The organism is Mesorhizobium sp. CNPSo 4670 (genome assembly GCF_057784235.1).
On record NZ_JBWJFQ010000001.1, the window covers coordinates 318,096 to 338,243 of the forward strand.

General features: G+C 63.1%; 14 protein-coding genes. 8 read left to right on the top strand and 6 right to left on the bottom strand.

What is annotated here, in order from left to right:
- Positions 1-91: 91 nt before the first annotated feature.
- Complete coding sequence (mtnA, locus tag AC0ZT5_RS01380; protein ID WP_488494961.1) at positions 92-1,186, bottom strand: S-methyl-5-thioribose-1-phosphate isomerase; 1,095 nt, start codon at positions 1,184-1,186, stop codon at positions 92-94.
- Positions 1,183-2,454, bottom strand: a complete 1,272-nt coding sequence (gene mtnK, locus AC0ZT5_RS01385) for an S-methyl-5-thioribose kinase (protein ID WP_488494962.1) — start codon at positions 2,452-2,454, stop codon at positions 1,183-1,185. Before mtnK ends, mtnA begins: the two co-directional genes overlap by 4 nt.
- Positions 2,455-2,589: 135 nt before the next feature.
- On the opposite strand from mtnK, the gene AC0ZT5_RS01390 reads away from it, so the two are divergent.
- The 4 genes from AC0ZT5_RS01390 (at position 2,590) to AC0ZT5_RS01405 (ending at position 7,265) form a co-directional block, all read left to right on the top strand.
- A complete protein-coding gene (locus AC0ZT5_RS01390; protein WP_488494963.1) occupies positions 2,590-4,101 on the top strand; it encodes a sugar ABC transporter ATP-binding protein in 1,512 nt (503 codons plus the stop codon).
- A gap of 79 nt (positions 4,102-4,180) precedes the next feature.
- Complete coding sequence (locus AC0ZT5_RS01395) at positions 4,181-5,176, top strand: ABC transporter permease (protein WP_477283907.1); 996 nt, start codon at positions 4,181-4,183, stop codon at positions 5,174-5,176.
- Positions 5,177-5,224: 48 nt separating this feature from the next.
- A complete protein-coding gene (locus AC0ZT5_RS01400) occupies positions 5,225-6,277 on the top strand; it encodes a substrate-binding domain-containing protein (RefSeq protein ID WP_488494964.1) in 1,053 nt (350 codons plus the stop codon).
- 142 nt (positions 6,278-6,419) lie between these two features.
- A complete protein-coding gene (locus AC0ZT5_RS01405) occupies positions 6,420-7,265 on the top strand; it encodes an acyl-CoA thioester hydrolase/BAAT C-terminal domain-containing protein (RefSeq protein ID WP_488494965.1) in 846 nt (281 codons plus the stop codon).
- A gap of 44 nt (positions 7,266-7,309) precedes the next feature.
- On the opposite strand, the gene AC0ZT5_RS01410 is transcribed toward AC0ZT5_RS01405, so the two are convergent.
- A complete protein-coding gene (locus tag AC0ZT5_RS01410; RefSeq protein ID WP_488494966.1) occupies positions 7,310-9,364 on the bottom strand; it encodes a bifunctional aldolase/short-chain dehydrogenase in 2,055 nt (684 codons plus the stop codon).
- A gap of 91 nt (positions 9,365-9,455) precedes the next feature.
- A complete protein-coding gene (locus tag AC0ZT5_RS01415) occupies positions 9,456-10,421 on the bottom strand; it encodes a sugar-binding transcriptional regulator (RefSeq protein ID WP_488494967.1) in 966 nt (321 codons plus the stop codon).
- A gap of 149 nt (positions 10,422-10,570) precedes the next feature.
- On the opposite strand from AC0ZT5_RS01415, the gene AC0ZT5_RS01420 reads away from it, so the two are divergent.
- The 4 genes from AC0ZT5_RS01420 to AC0ZT5_RS01435 all read left to right on the top strand — a co-directional run bounded on the left by AC0ZT5_RS01420 (position 10,571) and on the right by AC0ZT5_RS01435 (position 17,565).
- Positions 10,571-12,211, top strand: a complete 1,641-nt coding sequence (locus tag AC0ZT5_RS01420; protein WP_488494968.1) for an acyl-CoA synthetase — start codon at positions 10,571-10,573, stop codon at positions 12,209-12,211.
- A gap of 185 nt (positions 12,212-12,396) precedes the next feature.
- Positions 12,397-13,020, top strand: a complete 624-nt coding sequence (locus AC0ZT5_RS01425) for a TetR/AcrR family transcriptional regulator (protein ID WP_488494969.1) — start codon at positions 12,397-12,399, stop codon at positions 13,018-13,020.
- 53 nt (positions 13,021-13,073) lie between these two features.
- On the top strand, positions 13,074-14,213 hold the full coding sequence (locus AC0ZT5_RS01430; RefSeq protein ID WP_488494970.1) for an efflux RND transporter periplasmic adaptor subunit: 1,140 nt from the start codon (positions 13,074-13,076) through the stop codon (positions 14,211-14,213).
- A 205-nt stretch (positions 14,214-14,418) separates the two neighbouring features.
- Positions 14,419-17,565: an efflux RND transporter permease subunit gene (locus AC0ZT5_RS01435; RefSeq protein ID WP_488494971.1), complete on the top strand. Its 3,147-nt coding sequence runs from the start codon at positions 14,419-14,421 to the stop codon at positions 17,563-17,565.
- A 66-nt stretch (positions 17,566-17,631) separates the two neighbouring features.
- Here AC0ZT5_RS01435 and AC0ZT5_RS01440 read toward each other — a convergent pair whose 3' ends face one another.
- Together AC0ZT5_RS01440 and AC0ZT5_RS01445 are read right to left on the bottom strand one after the other, a co-directional pair.
- Positions 17,632-19,341 (bottom strand): trimethylamine N-oxide permease, encoded by a 1,710-nt coding sequence (locus AC0ZT5_RS01440; protein ID WP_488494972.1) that lies wholly within the window; start codon positions 19,339-19,341, stop codon positions 17,632-17,634.
- Positions 19,342-19,697: 356 nt separating this feature from the next.
- On the bottom strand, positions 19,698-20,027 hold the full coding sequence (locus AC0ZT5_RS01445; protein WP_488494973.1) for a hypothetical protein: 330 nt from the start codon (positions 20,025-20,027) through the stop codon (positions 19,698-19,700).
- Positions 20,028-20,148 lie beyond the last annotated feature (121 nt).

Here is a 20,148-nt window from a genome sequence, read left to right on the forward strand (position 1 = left end):
TCACCGGTTCACGGGACCGGCAACCTGCTCTAACTCATTGTTTTGACGCAGTTCCGGACGGAAAACCGTTTCACACTTTTCCTGGATTGCTCTAGCCGCGCTCGGGAAACATCGCCTTCAGACCCTCGCGCGATGCCTTGGCGACGCCGCGTTCGGTGATCAGGCCGGTCACCAGCCGCGCCGGCGTCACGTCGAAGGCCGGGTTCGCCGCGGGTGTCGTCTCGGGCGAGATGCGCACCTGGGCGATCTCGCCCGCAGCGGTCTTGCCCCAGACCAGCGAGACCTCGTCGGCCGAGCGCTGCTCGATCGGGATATCGGCCAGCCCGTCATGCACCGTCCAGTCGATGGTCGGCGACGGCAGCGCGACATAGAACGGCACATGATTGTCGGCGGCGGCAAGTGCCTTCAAATAGGTGCCGATCTTGTTGCAGACATCGCCGTCGGCGGTGGTGCGGTCCGTGCCGACGATGACCATGTCGATCGCGCCGCGTTGCATCAGGTGGCCGCCGGCATTGTCGACGATCAGCGTGTGCGGCACGCCATGGCCGGCCATCTCCCACGCGGTCAGTTGGGCGCCCTGGTTACGCGGCCGCGTCTCGTCGACATAGACGTGGACCGGAATGCCGGCCTCGGTTGCCAGGTAGATCGGCGCGGTGGCGGTGCCATAGTCGACGGTCGCCAGCCAGCCGGCATTGCAGTGGGTCAGGATGTTGACCGGTTCGCCCTTCGGCTTGCCCGCCGCGATCGCCTTGATGATGGTGAGGCCGTTCTCGCCGATGGCGCGGTTGAGGCCGACATCCTCGTCGGCGATTTCCCTGGCCCGCCGATAGGCGGCTTCGGCCCGTTGTTCGGGAGGCAATGGCTTGAGGAAGCGCCGCATTTCGTCGAGCGCCCAGCGCAGATTGATTGCCGTCGGCCGCGTCTGATGCAAGGTCTCCCAGACGGCGTCAAGTGCTGCATCCGACGGGTCGTCGGCCATCTGCATGGCGACGCCATAGGCCGCGGTGACGCCGATCAGCGGCGCGCCGCGCACCCACATGTCGCGGATCGCCGTGGCGATGCCGGTGACGCCACCGATCGTCTCGATGCGGAAATCATGCGGCAGCCAGCGCTGGTCGATGATCTCCACCGAACGCCCGTCCTTGCTCAGCCAGATGGTGCGATAGTGGCGGTCGCCGACGTTCAAATGCTGCTCTCCTGTTCGATCAGCGCGGCCAGGTGATTGACCTCGTCGATGCTGTGGATATGACGCCGGTTGACGGCGAGGTGGCGGCCGAATTTCAGCGCCTTCGCCTCACAACTGGCGCGCAAATCCTCGTCGGCAATGGTCTCGAAATCGGCATTGTGGGCGAGGCCGAGGATGCGCCGGTGGATCTCGATGCCGGCAAAGCCCAACAGGTCGGTCCAGATCTGGTGCAGCACATGGTCGAGCGCCTGTTCGGCGCCGAGCCTGTCGCCCTGATCCTCGAACAGGCTCTTCTGATAGAGCATGCCGGTGCGCTCGGTGCGCCACAGATGCGAGAACTCGGCGCGGAACACACCCCAAGTCTCGACGGTCACCCCGAGCAGGTAGGCGCGCATGGCGTCGCGCTTGCCGCTTTGCTCGTGTCCCCGTTGCGAGAAGAAGGACATCCAGAAATTGGCGAGCAGCATGCCGACATCGAACGCCATTGGGCCATAGAAGGCGAATTCCGGATCGATCATCCGCGTCTGGCTGTCGGTGACCATGATCGAGCCGGAATGCAGGTCGCCATGCAGCAGCGTTTCGGCATTGGCGGCGAAGCTATGCTTCAGCCGCTGCGCCTCGACTTTGAGGTCGCGGTCGGCGCGCAGTTCCGCGACGAGGCCGTCCAGTTGCGGGCTGGTGTGCCGGTTCATCCTGGCGTCGAAATAGGGGTCCGAGAACACCAGGTTCTCGGTGATGTCGCAGAGCTCGACATTGTCGGCGAACAGCGCCAGATCGGCCTTGCGGTCCTTGGCTGCCATATGCAGGTCGGAGCCGCGAAACAGGGTGCGGGCCATGAACAGGCCGATATCCCTCGCAATGTTCGGCAGTTGCCGGCCTTCGATCAGCGCCCGCCGCAGGATGATGTGCGGCGACAGATATTCCATGATGATCAGCGCCTGGCCTTCATCGAAATGGTAGATCGCCGGCACCGAGCCCGGCGCGCGCGCCTCTTGCCGGGTCAGCGCGTGGTATTCGAAGAACGAACGCTTCAGCGGCAGCGGCCAGCTGTCGCCGACCAAGCGGACATAGGGCAGGGCCTGCTTGACCACCGCTGCACCGCTGGCGCCTTCGACGATGAAGACGAGGTTGAGATTGCCGTCGCCGACCTCGCGGACCTTCCACGCGCTCGTGTCCTTGCCGATGCGCGCGCGCAACGCCTCGTTGTCGCCAAGACGGCTCGGGAGCGTCTCGACCGACAGTGCTTCGAACTGCAATTTTCCAGTCATCGTCATCCTCCCGCATATGCACTCCGAACATAACGGAGGCATGGCGGTCGGGCCAAGCTAGGAAGCGATCTGGCAATTGTCAATCGTGTTGACAATTGCCGATGTAGCCCATAGCGTCATGTCAGGGAGGAACGCATGGTCGGCAATGCCGTGTTCCGCGCAGAGGGGCTGAGGAAATCCTTTGGCCAGAACGAGGTGCTTGGCGGCGTCTCGCTGGAGCTGCATGCCGGCGAAGTGACGGTGCTCATGGGCGCCAATGGCGCCGGCAAATCCACCCTCGTCAAGATCATCAGCGGCGTCTATGAGCGCGGCGACGGCACGATGGGCCTCGCCGGACAGGCCTTCGCGCCGAACACGCCGGCGGAAGCGATCCGCGCCGGCGTCGTCACCGTGCACCAGAACATCAATGACGGTGTCGTCGCCGATCTCGATGTCGCCACCAATTTGACCCTCGACCGCTTGAGCGGCAGCGGCGCTTCGTTCCTGTTCAATCCAGCGCGCGTGCGTCGCCAGGCAAAGGCCGTCGCCGACCGCATGGGGCTGGCCATCGATCTCAAAGCGCGCGTCAGCGATCTTTCGCTGGCCGATCGCCAGATGGTGGCGATCGCCCGCGCTTTGGCGCATCAGCCGAAAGTGCTGATCCTCGACGAGCCGACCTCCTCGCTGTCCAGCGCCGAAGCCGATCGGCTGTTTGCGCTGATCGACAGGCTGCGTGAGCAGGGCGTCGCGATCCTCTACATCTCGCACCGCATGTCTGACATCAGGCGGCTTGCCGATCGGATCGTCTCGATGCGCGACGGCATCATCTCTGGGCTCTTCGACAAGAAACCGCTCGACTATGAGGGCGCGGTCAACGCCATGCTCGGGCGCAAGATCCACCTCGACCAGATCGTCGTCAGGCATTCGGCCAAGGCGATCCTGACGATCGAAGGTCTACGCATAGCGCAAGGCGCCAGGCCGATCTCGCTGTCGCTGGGCGACGGCGAGGTCGTTGCCATCACCGGCCTCGTCGGCGTCGGCAAGACGGCGCTGGCCGAGACGCTGTTTGGCGTGCGCAAGCCGCTCGCTGGCAGCATGGTGCTGAACGGCAAGCCCTACGCGCCTGAAACAACCGGCGCGGCGATCGCCGCCGGCGTGTTCCTCGTCGCCAAGGACCGCGGCGAGAACGGCATCGTCAGCGGCTTCAATATCCAGGAAAATATCAGCCTGCCGTTTCACAAGCGCATGTCGCGCCTCAGTGTTCTCAGGCGCCGCCTGGAACGCAGCACGGCGCGCCGGCAGATCGAGGAACTGGGCATCGTCTGCCGCTCCGAGAAGGACGAGATGTCGGAGCTTTCCGGCGGCAACCAGCAGAAGGTGATGGTCGCCCGCTGGATGGCGCAGGACGCCGGACTGTTCATTCTCGACGAGCCGTTCCAGGGCGTCGACATTTCGGCCCGGCGCGACATTGCCGCCAAGCTCAGGGCAAGCGCCAATGGCCGCGCCACACTGCTGTTCGTCACCGAGCTCGACGAGGCGCTGGAGACCGCCGATCGCATCCTGGTGATGTCCGAACAAACCATCGTCGGCGAGCATCGCAATGCCGATGTCGATCTCGATCGCCTGCTGGCCGAGGTCGCCGGCGGACCGCTGCACAGCGCCGCCTGAGCGTGGCGGCAAGGAATTGGAATGGAGAGACTATGGGTTCGAGTTGGGTAGAAATCGCAGCGGCGCGAGAGGGCGCTGAATGACGTTGCGAGACCATGCCATTCGCTACGGCTTCATCGTGCTCCTGTTCGGTTTGATTGCCTATTTCGCGATCGCCGCCGACGGTTTCGTTTCGCCGCAAAGTGCCGTCTTCATCTTCCAGTCGGTCGCCATCACCGGCGTGCTGGCGCTCGGCGTCACCGCCACGCTCGTCGTCGGCGGCTTTGACCTGTCGATCGGCTCCGTTGCCACATCAGCCATGATGGCGGCTGCCTATGTCATGGTGGTGCTGGAGCAGAACGCTCTCGTCGCGGTCGTCGTCTGCCTGCTCATCGGCGCCATTGTCGGCCTCATCAATGGCTGGCTGATCGTTTACATGCGCGTGCCCGATCTCCTGGCGACGCTCGGTATGATGTTCCTGCTGGTCGGCCTGCAACGCATCCCGACCGAGGGCCGCTCGATCGCCACCGGCATGACCATGCCGGACGGTTCGGTCGCCAATGGCAAGTTCAGCGACGCCTTCCTGGCGCTCGGTCGCCACCGCTTCGATTTCTTCATCCCGAACCTCATTCCGGTGTCGGTCGTCGTGCTGCTCGTGCTCGCTTTGCTGATCTGGTTCTTCCTCGAATACACGCGATTCGGGCGCATGATGTATGCGGTCGGCAGCAACGAACGCGCCGCCGAACTCGCAGGCGCGCCTGTCAAGGCATACAAGATCTGGGCCTACGTTATTTCAGGAGTTTTTGCCTCGATCGGCGGCATTTTGCTCGCTGCCCGACTTGGACGCGGCGACATCGCCTCGGGTAATAATCTGCTGCTCGACGCTGTCGCCGCGGCGCTCATCGGATACGCGGTGCTCGGCGCCGCCAAGCCGAACGCCTTCGGCACTGCCGTCGGCGCGCTGTTCGTCGGCATCCTGCTGCAAGGCCTGACGATGATGAACGCGCCTTACTACACGCAGGATTTCGTCAAGGGCGTGGTTCTGGTCGTCGCCCTTGTCTTCACCTTTGCCCTTTCGGGCAGGGGCAGGAGATAGCTTTCGACCGGATAGGATTTTGGGTTCAACAAGAGTGGAGGAAACAAGGTGAACATTACGAGAAGACTTCTGGGGAAGGTGGCACTCGGGCTGGCCGGGGCAACCATGCTGATGCAGTTCCCGGCACTGGCCGCGGACAAGCCGGCGCCTTTCGACAAGCCCGGCGTCAAGGTCGCGCTGGTGCGCTATCTCTCGACCGGCGACTTCTTCCAGGCCTATCTCAGCGGCGTCGAGGCGCAGTCGAAGGCGCTCGGCATCGACCTGCGCGTCCTCGACAGCCGCCAGGACGCCGCCCTTCAATCCGATATGGTCGACCAGGCCATAGCGCTCGGCGTGCAAGGCATCATCATCCAGCACGGCCTGACGGAGTCGATGAAGGACGCCGCCCAGCGCGCCGTCGACGCCGGCATCAAGGTGGTGGCCTTCGACGTCAATGTCGAAAACCCCAAGATCCCGCAGGTCGAACAGTCCGACCGCGACTTGGCCCGCCTCGCTCTCGAGCAGGCGGTCAAGGACAATGGCGAGAGCTGGAAGGCCGGCTATGTCTATGTCGCCGGCATCGCGCCGCTCGACCGCCGCAACGAGACCTGGGTCGACGTCAAGCAGAAGCATGCCGGCATCAGCGAGGTCGCGATGTTCGGCACGCTCGACAACCCGATCGCCAACTCCGTCGCCAACCAGGCGCGTTCGGTGCTGTCGGCCCACCCCGACATCAAGGTGATGTTCGCCCCCTATGACGAATTCGCCAAGGGTGTGAAGATCGCCGTCGACGAGGCGGGCTTGAACAAGGGCATCAAGATCTACTCGGCCGACATCTCGACGTCCGATATCGCCGCGATGCGTGAGCCCGACAGCGCCTGGGCGGCGACCGCCGCGACCAATCCGGCCGTCGTCGGCCAGGTCTCGGTGCGTGCGCTGGCACAGCTGCTGGCCGGTGAAGACCCCGGCCACAACGTCGTCGTGCCGCCGACGCTGATCACCCAGAAAGACCTCGTCGACAAGGACATCAAGAACATGGAAGACCTGTCGGCCAAGTTGCCGCAGTTCGCCCATGCCGATGTCGCGATGCCGGCCTGGATGCCGAACCCGAACGCCAAGTAGCTTTCGCAAACTTGGAACCGATAGCCGCCTGCAGCAGCTTGTTGCAGGCGGCTTTTTTGTCGAAGGTCCTTGCACGACCGGCTTGCCGAAAACGCCAGTTTTGCGATGCTGGAAAAATCAGCCGCGAAAGTGTCGGTTCAGGATGGAAGCGCAGGCGGTAATCGAGGAAAACCTGTCCGGCTCTGTTGCCGGAAGATTGTTTCGATGCGTGCAGGCCAACACGGGCGTCGTGGTGTTGGGTGGATCGAGTGGCCGTGTGGACGTTGGGCGCGCGAGGCTCTTTGCAAACGAGGGTTCGTCAGTCTTGGCGCTGCAGTGGTTTGGCGGTGAGGGGCAGGTGCCCGGAATCTGCGAGGTTCCCCTCGAAACGTTCTTTGCCGCAACCGACTGTCTCCTCGAAACAGGATGCCGTCGCATCGTCTATGTCGGTACATCCAAGGGTGCGGAGGCCGCGCTGCTTGCGGCGGTCCATGACCGGCGGATCAACGCTGTGGTCGCAATCAGCCCATCATCCGTGGTTTGGGGAAATATCGGTGCGGGCCGAGACGGTGTCAGCTGGCCTGAACGATCCTCATGGTCGCTCAACGGTATTCCCCTGCCGTTTGTGCCGACAGATCCGGGCTGGACACCAGAGCATGTGGACGGCTTGGTCACTTACAGGGGGCTTTTCGAACGCAGCTTGAAAACCTTTAAGCGGGAGGCAAATGCGGCAACCATCCCCGTTGAGACGGCATCGGCCGAGATTTTGCTTGTCGCGGGTGGCGGCGATGCGCTGTGGCCCTCCCTGTCGTTCGCGACGGATATTGTTCGGCGGTGTAGCGAAGCCGGCAAGGTGACGCATCTCATTTCGTCGCCGGATGCGGGTCACCGCATCCTCTTGCCGGGCGAAAATACACCACGCTCCGCAATGCATGCACACGGCGGCAACGACGAGGCCGATTCAAGGCTGGGCAGAAAGGCTTGGGAAGGCATCCGCGAGCTGCTGTAGTAGCAGTTCACGAATGTCTGCGTGCCTGTTTCGGTCGGTTCCGCCTACCGCAACGCCGCCGCGATGTTGCCGCCGTCGACGGTCGTCACGTCGGCGGTGGTCCGGTCGGCCAGCGCGTGGTGCAGGAAGGCCTGCGCCACGTCCTGCGCCGTCACTTCCTGGCCGAGCAGATTGCCGGACATGTAGTCCTTCTCCGACACGCCGCGCGCGCCCGAACGGCTGGCAATCATGGCGTCGGTCAAAAGGCCGGAGCGGATGCGGTCGGCGTTGACGGCGTTCGAGCGGATGCCCTGCGCGCCATAGTCGAGCGCGTATTGCCTGGACAGGAACAGCGTCGCCGCTTTCGGCACGCCATAGGCACCGAATTTCGGACCCGGATTGACCGCCTGCTTGGAGGTGTTGAACAGAAGCACGCCGCCGGTGCCCTGTTCGAGCATGATGCGCACGGCATTCTGCGCCACCGACTGGTGAGCGAAGAAATTGAGCTCGAAACTCCTGCGCAAAAGCGCGTCGTCGAGCTCGCCGATCCGGCCTTCCCACGCGGCACCCGCATTGGAGACCAGGATGTCGACACCGCCGAACACGGCAACCGCCCTGTCGAAGGCGGCACGCACTTGGCGCGGGTCGGTGATGTCGGCGGCAACAGAGATCGAATTGTTGCCGGCCTTCTTCGCCGCCTCGGCGGCCTTTTCGGCGTCGAGATCGACAACGACGGCATGGGCGCCATTGTCAGCGAACAGCTTGGCTGTCGCCGCACCGATCGCACCTGCGCCGCCGGTGATCAGGACAACCTGGCCGGTCAGCGGCTTCGGCTTGTTGGAAGCGAGCTTGGCCTGTTCCAGCGACCAGTATTCGAGCGGGAACAGGTCGGCCTTGGAGAGCGGATGAAACCGGCCAACCGCCTCGGCGCCGCGCACCGCCTCGATCCACATCTCGCCGACATCCGAGGCGATCTTCGCGTCCTTCAGCGTGCGGCCGTGGCCGAACATGCCGAGGCCCGGCACCAGCGTCAGCCGCGGCATCTGGTCGAGCATGGTGCGCTTGACGTCGTCGAGCGCATCATTGGTTTCGAAATAGGCACGGTAGTCCCTGGCGAAGGCCTCGACGTGATCCCCGATCACGGCCTTGTAGTCGCCGACCTTGTCAGCATCGGGCGCCGGCAGCGCCATCGGTCCGGTCTTGATGCGGATCGACAGATCGGGCGTCGACACGCCGCGCCCGGCATAGTCGGCGATCTCAGCCGAATTGATGAAATCGACGATCACCTCCGAGGTGCGGAAGTCGCTGATCATGCGGTCGAAGCGGCCTTCGCCGCGTGCCACCGCGACAGCGCCGCGCAGCGTTGGCGCAATAGCCGCCGGTGTCGCGAGCTTTGCCGGCAATGCTGCCTTTGCGGGCTGCGGCTTGGTACTCCGAGCGACGTAGTCCTCGGCGACGTTCACATAGTGGATCATCCGATCGTAGGCCTGCCTGGCGTCGTCGCCGAAGGTGAAGATGCCGTGCTTGTCGAGGATCAGGCCCTCGACCGTCGGATCGGCGTCGAAAATGTCGGCCGCCGCCTTGGCGAGGTCGAAGCCGGGCATGATGTAGGGCACATAACCCATATTCGCGCCGAACACCGTCTCCACCAGCCGTTTGCTGTCCTCCTGGTCGACGATCGCCAGGATGGCGGTCGAATGCGTGTGGTCGACGAATTTGTGCGGCAGGAAGGCATGCAGCAGCGTCTCCACCGAAGGGTTGGGCGAGGACGGGTCGATGAGGTTGGCGCGTTGCAGGGCAACCATGTCCTCGTCGGCCAATCTGTTCAGTGTGCGGGCTTTGAGCAGCGGCTTCAGCTTGACCGCCGGCAGGCCCTGCGGCTCGATGACACCCATGTCCCAGCCGCTGCCCTTGACGCACAGCACGTCCCACTGGTCGCCGACGAGATCGGTGGCCGTCGTCTTGCAGGACGTGTTGCCGCCGCCATGCAGGACCAGCCGCGGCTCGCCGCCCAGCAGCCGCGTCGTGTAGACGCGCAGCGCCAGGTCGCGGCCGACACCCTTTTTTGCATAGTCGGCAACGAGTTTTTCGGCTGCGTCGTCATTCCACAGGTTCTTCATGTTCGCTTCGTCCGGTTGTTGTCTTTGATGGTGAAACAGGAATGCCGCGACGCCTTGATGACAATGCGCCGGCAACGGAAGTTTGTGTTTCCTAGGAGGCCTTTTCTGTCGCCGCTCCAGCATGATCCAGCAGCCTCTGCGCCATGCGTGCGCCAACCACCAGATGCGTGCAAAGTCCGCCGGCGATCGCCGCGAGCAGGGGGGCGAACTTGCTGTCCTCCTGCACGACCATCAGGCGCCTGGCGATGGCGCGCAGTGAGGCAAGCTCGGCCGAGATCACCCGGCGGTTGTAGCTGCAGTCGAGCACCTTGCCGTCGGCGTCGATGATCTGCCCGGCAATGACGCCGGCGGCACCTCGGCTGCGCAGATCCGCCATTTCGCCTGATGTCAGCGCGCCGCATTTGACCAGATGGCTGTCGGCGTCGACAGCGCCGACCGAGTACAGCGCCAGATCGCATTCACCGACGCCCGACAATTGCTCGCGGATCACTGGTTCGGCACGCAACGCCCGCGCCAGATCTTCCGTCGACAGCACCAGCGGCGCGTAGAAGTTGAGCCCCTTGGCGTTGAGCCGCCGCGCGATTTCCATCGTGCATTGGTCGGGCCGGTAGGAATAGGGCGCGCCGAGATTGCCGCAAAGCTGCACCACGGTGACGTCCTGCAGGTCGGCATAGGACATGATGTCGGCGATCATGTAGACGGTGCGGCCCCAGGCGACGCCGATGCGGTCGCCCTTCTTGACCAGTTCGAGAAAAACGCTCGCCGCCAGCACGGCGATTTCCGTCGACGGGTCGGCGATATGGTCGTTTTCCGGCGCGATCCAGACGGCGTCGAGGCTCAGCGCATCCTCGAGCTTGCGCGCCAGCACATCGTCGGTGAAAAGCTGGGTCGAGGTCGAGATGTTGACGATGCCGGTCTCGCGCGCCTTGCGCAGATACATGGCGACCGAGGCACGGGAAATGTTAAGCTGGCTCGCCACCTGGTCCTGCCGCAGGCCATGGGCGTAATAGAGCCAGGCGGCCTTGTGGATGAGCTGTTCTGCCGGTCGGATCGCCATGCCGTCTCCTCAGCTGACATTATTCACGGCCTTCGACAAAAGTCAAACTTGCTGAATGTATCTGGCATGCGGATCGTAGCGGCTTTGGACGGGGGATGACGCCGGCGCGAGCCTGTGGTTAGAAGTCTTCGATGGAATGGGAGGACGGGATGGGCAATCCTTACGAGCAGGATCTCGACAAGAACGCGGCCAACCACCAGCCGCTGACGCCGCTCACCTACCTCGAGCGCGCGGCAAAGACCTATCCCGACCATGTCGCCATCATCCATGGCCGCCAGCGCATCGACTATCGCACCTTCTGGCGGCGGTCGCGGAAGCTTGCCTCGGCCCTTCAGAAGCGCGGCATCGGCAAGGGCAATACGGTCACCGTCATGCTGTCCAACACGCCGCCGATGCTGGAAGCGCATTTCGGCGTGCCGATGACCAAAGCGGTGCTGCACTCGCTCAACACCCGCCTCGATGCCGCCGTCATCGCCTTCCAGCTCGACCATGCTGAGACCAGGATACTGATCGTCGACCGCGAGTTCTCCAGCGTCGTCAAGCAGGCCCTGGAACTGGCCAAGGTCAAGCCCCTGGTCATCGACTACGATGATCCCGACTACGCCGCCGACGCGCCCTATCCGAAGGGCGAGCGCATAGGCACATCAGACTATGAGGATTTCATCGCAAGCGGCGACGAGGACTTCGCCTGGTCGATGCCCGACGATGAGTGGGACGCCATCTCGCTCAACTACACCTCCGGCACCACAGGCAATCCGAAGGGTGTCGTCTACCACCATCGGGGTGCTGCCCTCATGGCCTACACCAACACCATCCATGCCGGCATGGCCAAGCACGCCGTCTATCTGTGGACGCTGCCGATGTTCCACTGCAATGGCTGGTGCTTTCCATGGACGCTCGCCGTCCAGGCCAGCACTCATGTCTGCCTGCGCTGGGTGCGGCCGAAGCCGATCTACGATGCGATCGCCGACCACGGCGTCACCCATCTGTGCGGCGCACCGGTCGTCATGTCGGTGCTGATCAATGCGAAGGACGAGGACAAGCGCGAATTCGCGCAGACCGTCACCTTCAACACCGCGGCTGCTCCGCCACCAGAAGCCGTGTTGTCGGGCATGGCCGATGCCGGCTTTGCCGTCACCCATCTCTACGGATTGACCGAGACCTATGGCCCGGCGGTCGTCAATGAATGGCATGGCGCCTGGGACAATCTTGAAAAGGGCGAGCGCAGTGTCAAAAAGGCGCGGCAGGGCGTGCGCTATGCAGCACTCGAAGGCCTGACCATCATGGATCCCGAGACAATGCAGGCGACGCCGGCGGATGGCGAGACCATCGGCGAGGTCATGTTCCGCGGCAACATTGTCATGAAGGGCTATCTGAAGAACCGCAAGGCGAGCGAAGAGGCCTTTGCCGGTGGCTGGTTCCACTCCGGCGATCTCGGCGTCATGCATCCCGACGGCTATATCCAGCTCAAGGACCGCTCCAAGGACATCATCATCTCGGGCGGCGAGAACATCTCCTCGATCGAGGTTGAGGATGCGCTCTACAAGCACCCCTCGGTTGCCTCTTGCGGCGTCGTCGCCAGGGCCGATGACAAATGGGGCGAGGTGCCGGTCGCCTATGTCGAGTTGAAGCCCGGCAAGGCGGCGACCGAGGCCGAGATCATCGAGCACTGCCGGGCACTGCTTGCGCGTTTCAAGGTGCCGAAGGCGGTGATCTTCGCCGAAATCCCGAAGACCTCGACCGGCAAGATCCAGAAGTTCCGGCTGCGCGAGATGGCCAAGGTCGCCTGACGTCTCCGGCAGCCTCTCGCGAAAATATTTTCAGCGGCCGCATCCTCGGGCCGCCTGGTGACGTCTATTGGATGTCACCAGCTGTCACCAATCGTACGCGTACATCGATTTCGCGTTGACAGCTCGGCCATTTCGATTTACGACTGACGAAAATTGAAATTCGTCAGTCATAAACAACGAGAGCCATGTCCGAAGCCGCCAACATAGTCGCCGACGTCGCCCGACAGGAGGTCGCCCGGCAGGAAAATGTGACGCGCATTCTCGACTGCGCCGAGCGCCTGTTCCGGCACTACGGCTACGGCAAGACCAATGTCGCCGACATCGCCCGTGAACTCGGCATGTCGCCGGCCAATATCTACCGTTTCTTCGCCACCAAGGTCGAAATCCACCAGGCCGTCTGCGGCCGGATGCTCGGTGCCAGCTACAAGATGGCCTATGAGATTTGCCACCTGCCGATCAGCGCCGAGGAGCGGCTTCGGCGCTACGTGCATGCGCAGTACAAGATGACGATGGAAGTCATGCTCGACGAGCAGAAGGTCCATGAAATGGTGATCGTCGCGCTCGAACGGGATTGGGGCGTCATCGACAAGCACGTCGACAGCATCCACGATCTGTTCGCGGAAGTCATCCGCGATGGCATCGAGGCTGGTGAGTTCAGGGAACAGGATCCGGTGATCGCGTCGCGCTGCTTCGGCGCCGCCACCGTCATCCTGTGCCATCCGCAGATGGTGGCGCAGTGCCTTGCCAAGACCAACCGGGCAATGCCGGACGACCTCATCGATTATGCAATCAAGGCTTTGAAGAAATAGCGCCGCACGCTGGTGCCGGTGTCGACCATTCATCTCCCAGTCGGAGTAGCAAGATGTCTTTGTCCCGTTCCATCCTTCGCAAGCTGCCGGTCGCCGGCCTGATCGTCGCGGCGCTCGGGCTTGCCGGCTGCTCGCAGGAGAAAGCCGAGGTCAAGGACATCATCCGCCCGGTCAAGGTCGTCGAGATCGCCCAGGCGCATGACACCCGCACGCTCTCCTATTCCGGTTCGGTCCGGGCCCGCACCGAGAGCGCCCTTGCATTCCGGGTCAACGGCAAGATCACGGAGCGCCTTGTCGACATTGGTCAGCATGTGGCCTCGGGCGATGTGCTGGCCCGCATCGATCCCATCGACTACGACCTTTCGGTCAAAAGCGCTCAGGCAGCGCTTGATGCTGCCGAGCGGCAGGTCGAGACGGTCGAGCTTGCCCGCAAGCGCGCAGAGCAGCTTTTTGCCAAGAATTTTGCACCGAAATCGCAGCTCGAACAGGCGACGCTGAGTTATGACCAGGCGGTCGCCACCCGCGATTCCGCTCGCTCGTCGCTCGACCAGGCCAAGAACCAGGCCGGCTACACCGACCTCAAGGCCGACAGGGACGGCATCGTCACCGCCGTCAGCGCCGATGTCGGCCAGGTGGTTGGCTCCGGCACGCCGGTTGTCACCGTCGCGGTCGACGGCGAAAAGGAAGTGCTGATCGCGGTTCCGGAAGTGGAAATCGCCGAGTTCAAGCCGGGCAAGATCGTCAAGGCGGGCTTCTGGTCCGACGATGCACTCACGCTCGAGGGCAAGGTCCGCGAAGTCGCCGGCAGCGCCGATCCGCAGTCGCGCACCTTTGCCGTCCGTGTCAGCCTGCCCAACGATCCGCGCGTGCTGCTCGGCATGACCGCCAGCATCGAAGCATCGGCGGCCAATGAACGGCAGCTCGTTTCGATCCCGCTGAGCGCGCTGGCCAAGCAAGACAGCCAGTCCATCGTCTGGACCGTCGATCGCGGCGCCGACACCGTCCACGCCCGCCCGGTCAAGGTCGCCGAGTTCGCCGCCGATGGCGTGCGGGTCGCCGACGGATTGAAGCCTGGCGACGTCGTGGTCGCTGCCGGCACGCAGTTCATGACCGAGAACCTGAAAGTGAAACTCACCGGCGATACCGTGCAATCCGCATCTGCGGGAGACAGCGACACCAGGCGGGTGCGCTGACGACAGACACCGGCTGCGCGTTCCCGCAGCCGCTGGTTTCCGGGCGGCAAACGCTCGAACCGAGGCGCTCGATTGATGTGACCCCCCGCGCATCAATTTTCGCGTCCCCAACCGCGATGAGTGTTTCTCCGCTCGGAGAGCCTTGCCGCCCGGAAGCCGCTACCGAACCTCGATCTTGTTGCGCTAATTAGATGGACCTGCATCGATGACCAATTCCACGGACGAGAAGCGGCCCTTCAACCTGTCGCGCTGGGCAATCGGCCATCCCTCCATTGCCCGGTTCCTGTTCGGCCTGATCATCATTGCCGGCGCGCTCGGCCTGATGCGTATGGGCCAGAAGGAAGATCCCGATTTCACCTTCCGGGTGATGGTCGTCCAGGCGATCTGGCCCGGCTCCTCGATCCAGGAGATGGAAGACCAGGTCGTCAACAAGATCGAACGCAAGCTGCAGGAAACGCCGCACCTCGATTTCGTGCGCTCGTTCACCCGCGCCGGCAGCGCCATCATCACGGTCCAGATCAAGGGCGACACCAACGCCGCCGAGGTGGCGGACGCCTTCTATCAGGTGCGCAAGAAGGTCGGCGATATATCAGGCGACCTGCCGCAAGGCCTGCTCGGCCCCTATTTCAACGATGAATTCGGTGACACCTTCATCACGCTGCATTCGATCAGCGGCGACGGCTTCAGCTATCCCGAGCTGAAGAAGTTCGCCATCCAGGCGCGCGACATGCTTTTGACCGCGCCTGGCGTCGAGAAGGCCGTCATCATCGGCGACCAGCCGGAAAAGCTCTACATCGACGTCTCGTCCAAGGCGCTCGCCGAACGCGGCCTGACTCTGACCGATCTGCAGAACGCGATCAAGGGACAGAACAATGTCGACCCTGCCGGCTCCGTCGACACCGGCACCAACTCGGTGCGCATTTCGGTCGAGGGCGACGTCAGCAAGGTCGAGGATATCCGTAACCTGCGCCTGCGCGCCGGCGGCCAGGTCACCCGGCTCGGCGACATCGCCACGGTGACGTCGGGGCTGGAAGATCCGTTCCAGCGCAAATACCGCTTCAACGGTCATGACAGCGTGCAGCTTGGCGTCGTCATGGCCAAGGGCTTCAAGGTCACCGATGTCGGCAAGGAGGTCGAGGCGACCTACAAGCGCTTCGAAGAGGCGCTGCCCTATGGCGTTTCGGTCGACCAGATTTCCGACCAGCCGGGCGTCGTCACCGATGCGGTCGCCGAATTCATGCATGCGCTCGGCGAAGCGCTGCTGATCGTGCTCGTCGTCTCGTTCCTGTCGATCGGCTGGCGTTCCGGCCTGGTCATCGCCATCGCCATTCCGCTGGTCCTGGCCGCCACTTTCGCCATAATGTACGAGCTCGGCATCGACCTGCAGCGCATCTCGCTCGGCGCGCTGATCATTGCGCTCGGCCTGCTCGTCGACGACGCCATGATCGTCGTCGAGATGATGGAGCGCAAGCTGGAAGAGGGGCTGGTCAAGATCGAGGCGGCAAGCTTCGCCTATTCCTCGACCGCCTTCCCGATGCTGACCGGCACGCTGATCACCACCGCCGGCTTCATCCCGGTCGGTTTCGCCGCCTCGACGGCCGGCGAATATGTGCGCACGCTGTTTTATGTCGTCGGCATCGCGTTGATCGTCTCGTGGTTCGTCGCGGTCTATTTCACGCCGTGGCTCGGCCACATGATCCTCAAGCAGCGCAAGCATGCCGGCAGCCACCACGATGTCTTCGATACCCGCTTCTACCGCCGGCTGCGCTCGACCGTCGGCTGGGCCGTGCGCCACCGCATCATCGTGCTTGCCATGACCCTGGTGACCTTCGGCACCAGCCTGTGGGCGTTCCAGTTCATCCCGCAGAACTTCTTCCCGCAATCGTCGCGGCCGGAAATCCTCGTCGATCTCTGGCTGCCGGAGGGCACCAGCATCAAGGAAGTCGAGGTGCAGGCCAAGGCGCTTGAAGCCAAGATGATGGACGACAAGGACAAGCGTTTCATCGCAACCTACATCGGCGAAGGCGCGCCGCGCTTCTTCCTGCCGCTCGACCAGCAACTGAGCAATCCGAACTTCGCCCAGCTTCTGGTGATGGCCAATGACGAGCCGGCCCGTGAAAGGCTGATCGTCAAGCTGCGCACCGTCCTGGCCGAGGACTTCCCGTCGGTCCGCGCCAAGGTCGACCGCCTGTTCCTCGGCCCGCCGACCGGCTGGCCAGTGCAGATGCGTGTCATGGGTCCGGATCGCCAGGAGGTGCGCCGCATCGCCGACCAGGTGAAGGCGAAGTTCCGTGAGGATCCGCTGCTTGGCGCCGTCCATGACGATTGGCTCGAACCGGTGCCGGCGATGAAGCTGGTCATCGACCAGGATCGCGCCCGTGCGCTAGGCGTCACCTCGCAGCGCATCCGCCAGATGCTGCAGGCGACCATGTCCGGTGTGGCGCTCGACGACTTCCGCGACGGCGAGGAGACGGTGTCCATCGTCGCCCGCGAGCCGGATGCCAGCCGCAGCCTGCTGTCTTCGGTCGACTCCGTCTATATCCCGACCGATTTCGGCGGCTTCGTGCCACTGTCGCAGGTCGCCAAGGTGGTTCCGGTGCTGGAGCAAGGCATCGAATGGCGGCGTGACCGCTTGCCGACGATCAGCGTGCGGGCAACGCTGCCCGACGGCGTGCAGTCCAACGACGTCGTCACCAAGTTGTACAAGGACATGCAGGGTCTGCGCGATGGGCTGGCACCTGGCTACAAGATCGAGATCCAGGGCGGTGCCGAGGATTCGGCCGAAAGCCAGGCTTCGATCGCCGCCAAGGCGCCGATCATGCTGGCCATCATCGTCGTGCTCCTGATGATCCAACTGCAGAATTTCGGCAAGGCGATGCTGGTCCTGGCGACCGGCCCGCTCGGCATCATCGGTGCTGCCGCGGCCCTTTTGATCAGCGGCGCGCCGTTCGGCTTCGTCGCCATCCTCGGCGTCATCGCGCTGCTCGGCATCATCATGCGCAACTCGATCATCCTGGTCGACCAGATCGACCAGGACATAGCGGCTGGCATGGAGCGATCCGAAGCGATCATCGGCTCGGCCGTGCGCCGTTTCCGGCCGATCACGCTGACCGCCTTGACGGCGGTGCTGGCGCTGATCCCGATCTCGCGCGCCGTGTTCTGGGGGCCGCTCGCCTATGCCATGATGGGCGGCATCCTGGTTGCCACCGTGCTGACCATCCTGGTGCTGCCGGCGGGCTACGCCCTGTTCTTTGGCCGCGAGCCCAAGAAGCACGAGGCCGCGGAGCAGGCGGACGACCTGGAACTGAGCCAAAAAGCCGAAAAGCCGCAACTGGCGCTGGCTGCCGAATAGATCGATTACGCCAGCCGGAAAGGATCGCGCGCGCCGAAGCGCGCCCGATCCTTTTCATTTACGAGGTCAGATGACGAAATACCAGTTGGCGAGCAGCATCACCACCACGCCGGCGACCAACGTCAGGTAGGGCAGCATGCCCGCCTTCTTGACCGCCAGATCGGACGAACTCATGCCGAGGTCGGCCAGCATATGGTCGGGGAACTTGCCGCCGTCCTGGATGTAGTGGCGGAAGCAGAACACCGGGATGATCAAGGCAGCGGTGATCAGTCCGGCCCACAGCGCCATCGGGTTCCACACCTTGGCGCCGGCGCCCATGAAGATCGCGTTGACGTAGGCGAAGATGGCGCCGACCCCGAGCAGCCAGCTCGGTGCCTTCCACGGCCGCGCGATATGGCCGTTGTCGATGCGATGGATCCAGCCGGCGTTGAGGTTGAGGAAGTTGAAGATGATGTAGCCGCAGTTCGACACGGCGAGGATGAAGAAGAAGCTCGTCGCGTCGGCAGAGGCGATGGCCAGCACGATCAGGTTGAAGACGAGGTCGGTCCACATGGCGCGGGTCGGCGCGCCATGCTCGTTGACATGGCTGAGATAGCGCGGCAGCCAGCCGTCGACGGAACCCTGGTAGAGCGTGCGCGAAGAGCCTGCCATCGCCGTCATAATGCACAGCACCAGTGCCAGGATCATCAGCATCACCAGCAGGCTGTGGATCAGCGCTCCTCCGCCGACCATGCCGGCCAGCGCATCGGCGACACCGGAACCGTCGACGATCGGGGTGGCCAGCATACCGTTCAAGCCGAGAACGCCCTGGAAGGTGAACGGCACCAGGATGAACAGCAGCATGCAGAGCAGGCCGGAATAGAAGATGGCCTTGAACGTGTCGGTGCCGGGGTTCTTGAATTCGGACGTGTAGCAGACGGCGGTCTCGAAACCGTAGGTCGACCAGGCGGCGATGAACATGCCGCCAAGCACGAGCGTCCAGCCGGCGATGTTCCAGGCGCCGGGCTCCGGCGCGTAGGCGGCGGCCAGCGGCACCAGCGGCGAAAAATTCGCCCAGTTGATCTGGCCGGTGAAAATCGGCACGACGCCGACGATCAGCATCGGGATGATGACCAGCAGGCCGATATATTTCTGCACATTGGCGGTGCCCAGAATGCCGCGATGCTGGATCGAGAAGATGATCAGCATCAGCACCGCGCCGATGAAGAAGGTGGCATTGAAGGTGAAGGAGACCGGGCCGAGCGTGTGGCTGTACAGTGTCCAGTTGCGGATCGCAGGCGTCGCGGCAGCGGTCACCGCCGTGATTGCGTCGGCGGCACTGGTGCCGGCATGGGCCGCGATATAGGCGACGACATCGGGCGAGGTTTCGGTGAACAGCGGCACCGGCGCCAGCGCGTTGAGAATATAGGCGGCGGCGATCGAGCAGCCGAGCGACAGCACCGGCGACCAGGCGAACCAGTTGCACCACACCGACAGCGGCGCGATGAACTTGGAATAGCGCAGCCAGGCAGTGGCGCCATAGATCGAGGCGCCGCCCGATTTGTTCGGAAACAGGCCGGCGATCTCGGCATAGGTGAAGGATTGCAGGAAGCCCATGATCATGGAGGCGATCCAGATCGCGAAGGCCAGCGTGCCGGTCGTGCCGGCAATGCCGCCGATCGAAAACAGGACGAGGGCAGGGACGCCGCTGGCCACCCAGAAGGCGCCGCGCCAGTCGATATTCCGGTGCAGCTTGCTCTCGGCAAGCGGCTCCAGCGTAGTGCTTATCGTGCTCATGTGTTTGGGTTCCCCTATTTGATGTTCCCCGTCCGTGACGGCCGCGACTTCGCGAGGCTTCGTCATCGACGCATGCGTTGGGCGGCTGCCGGTGTTTCCACTCAGTCGCATTTTTTTCTTAGCAGTGAAGATTGATCCGGTGCGCTTTCACGTCAAGCGTTTTGTGAAACCATGCACATCACGCTTGCGAAACATGTCAGCTTCGCACTGCTGCGGGCGGGATTGTTCGAAAGAAGGACCAGGGGCCTGAAATGAAAAACCCGCCTGAGGCGGGTCGCGGCGCAAACCAGCACCATACCTACATCAATAGCACAACTGCCGGCATTTGTCGATCGAAATGCCTAGCCGGCAGCGGGTCAGTTTGAATTCTCCCCTAGCTTTCTCAAGACCCAGCTGGCTGCGATCACTGTCCCGAATCCCAATGTGGCTACGACGGCAGCGAAAGACGTCATGCCAATCGTCATGTAGGCGAATGCTCCGATCGCAAAGCCGAGTGTTGTAGCCCAATTGGGCAACGATTGTCCTAGGGGATTTTCGAGGATGATTTTACTGCCGAATAAAACGCTATATTGAAAGACAAACAGCCAGAATAGAACTGCAAAGAACCCAAATTTTCTCGCAAAATAGAGTCGTTCAAGGCCATACGGGATGGCGACTGCTACAAAAGAAAAGATCAGAAAAAACATCTAACTGAATTAGCATGACGAAAAAAAATGTCCAATGCCGCGCTATTCTCCAAGACGCCTTTTGGGCCGCACCATTGGCTTCTCGGCTTCCTTCAACTGACCCGCTACCACCTGGCCACGG

Bases quoted from the DNA above. Each gene is read 5' to 3' on its own strand.
- mtnK (WP_488494962.1), bottom strand. From the start codon at position 2,454: ATGACTGGAAAATTGCAGTTCGAAGCACTGTCGGTCGAGACGCTCCCG.
- AC0ZT5_RS01390 (WP_488494963.1), top strand. From the start codon at position 2,590: ATGGTCGGCAATGCCGTGTTCCGCGCAGAGGGGCTGAGGAAATCCTTT.
- AC0ZT5_RS01395 (WP_477283907.1), top strand. From the start codon at position 4,181: ATGACGTTGCGAGACCATGCCATTCGCTACGGCTTCATCGTGCTCCTG.
- AC0ZT5_RS01405 (WP_488494965.1), top strand. From the start codon at position 6,420: ATGGAAGCGCAGGCGGTAATCGAGGAAAACCTGTCCGGCTCTGTTGCC.
- AC0ZT5_RS01410 (WP_488494966.1), bottom strand. From the start codon at position 9,364: ATGAAGAACCTGTGGAATGACGACGCAGCCGAAAAACTCGTTGCCGAC.
- AC0ZT5_RS01415 (WP_488494967.1), bottom strand. From the start codon at position 10,421: ATGGCGATCCGACCGGCAGAACAGCTCATCCACAAGGCCGCCTGGCTC.
- AC0ZT5_RS01420 (WP_488494968.1), top strand. From the start codon at position 10,571: ATGGGCAATCCTTACGAGCAGGATCTCGACAAGAACGCGGCCAACCAC.
- AC0ZT5_RS01425 (WP_488494969.1), top strand. From the start codon at position 12,397: ATGTCCGAAGCCGCCAACATAGTCGCCGACGTCGCCCGACAGGAGGTC.
- AC0ZT5_RS01430 (WP_488494970.1), top strand. From the start codon at position 13,074: ATGTCTTTGTCCCGTTCCATCCTTCGCAAGCTGCCGGTCGCCGGCCTG.
- AC0ZT5_RS01435 (WP_488494971.1), top strand. From the start codon at position 14,419: ATGACCAATTCCACGGACGAGAAGCGGCCCTTCAACCTGTCGCGCTGG.
- AC0ZT5_RS01440 (WP_488494972.1), bottom strand. From the start codon at position 19,341: ATGAGCACGATAAGCACTACGCTGGAGCCGCTTGCCGAGAGCAAGCTG.
- AC0ZT5_RS01445 (WP_488494973.1), bottom strand. From the start codon at position 20,027: ATGTTTTTTCTGATCTTTTCTTTTGTAGCAGTCGCCATCCCGTATGGC.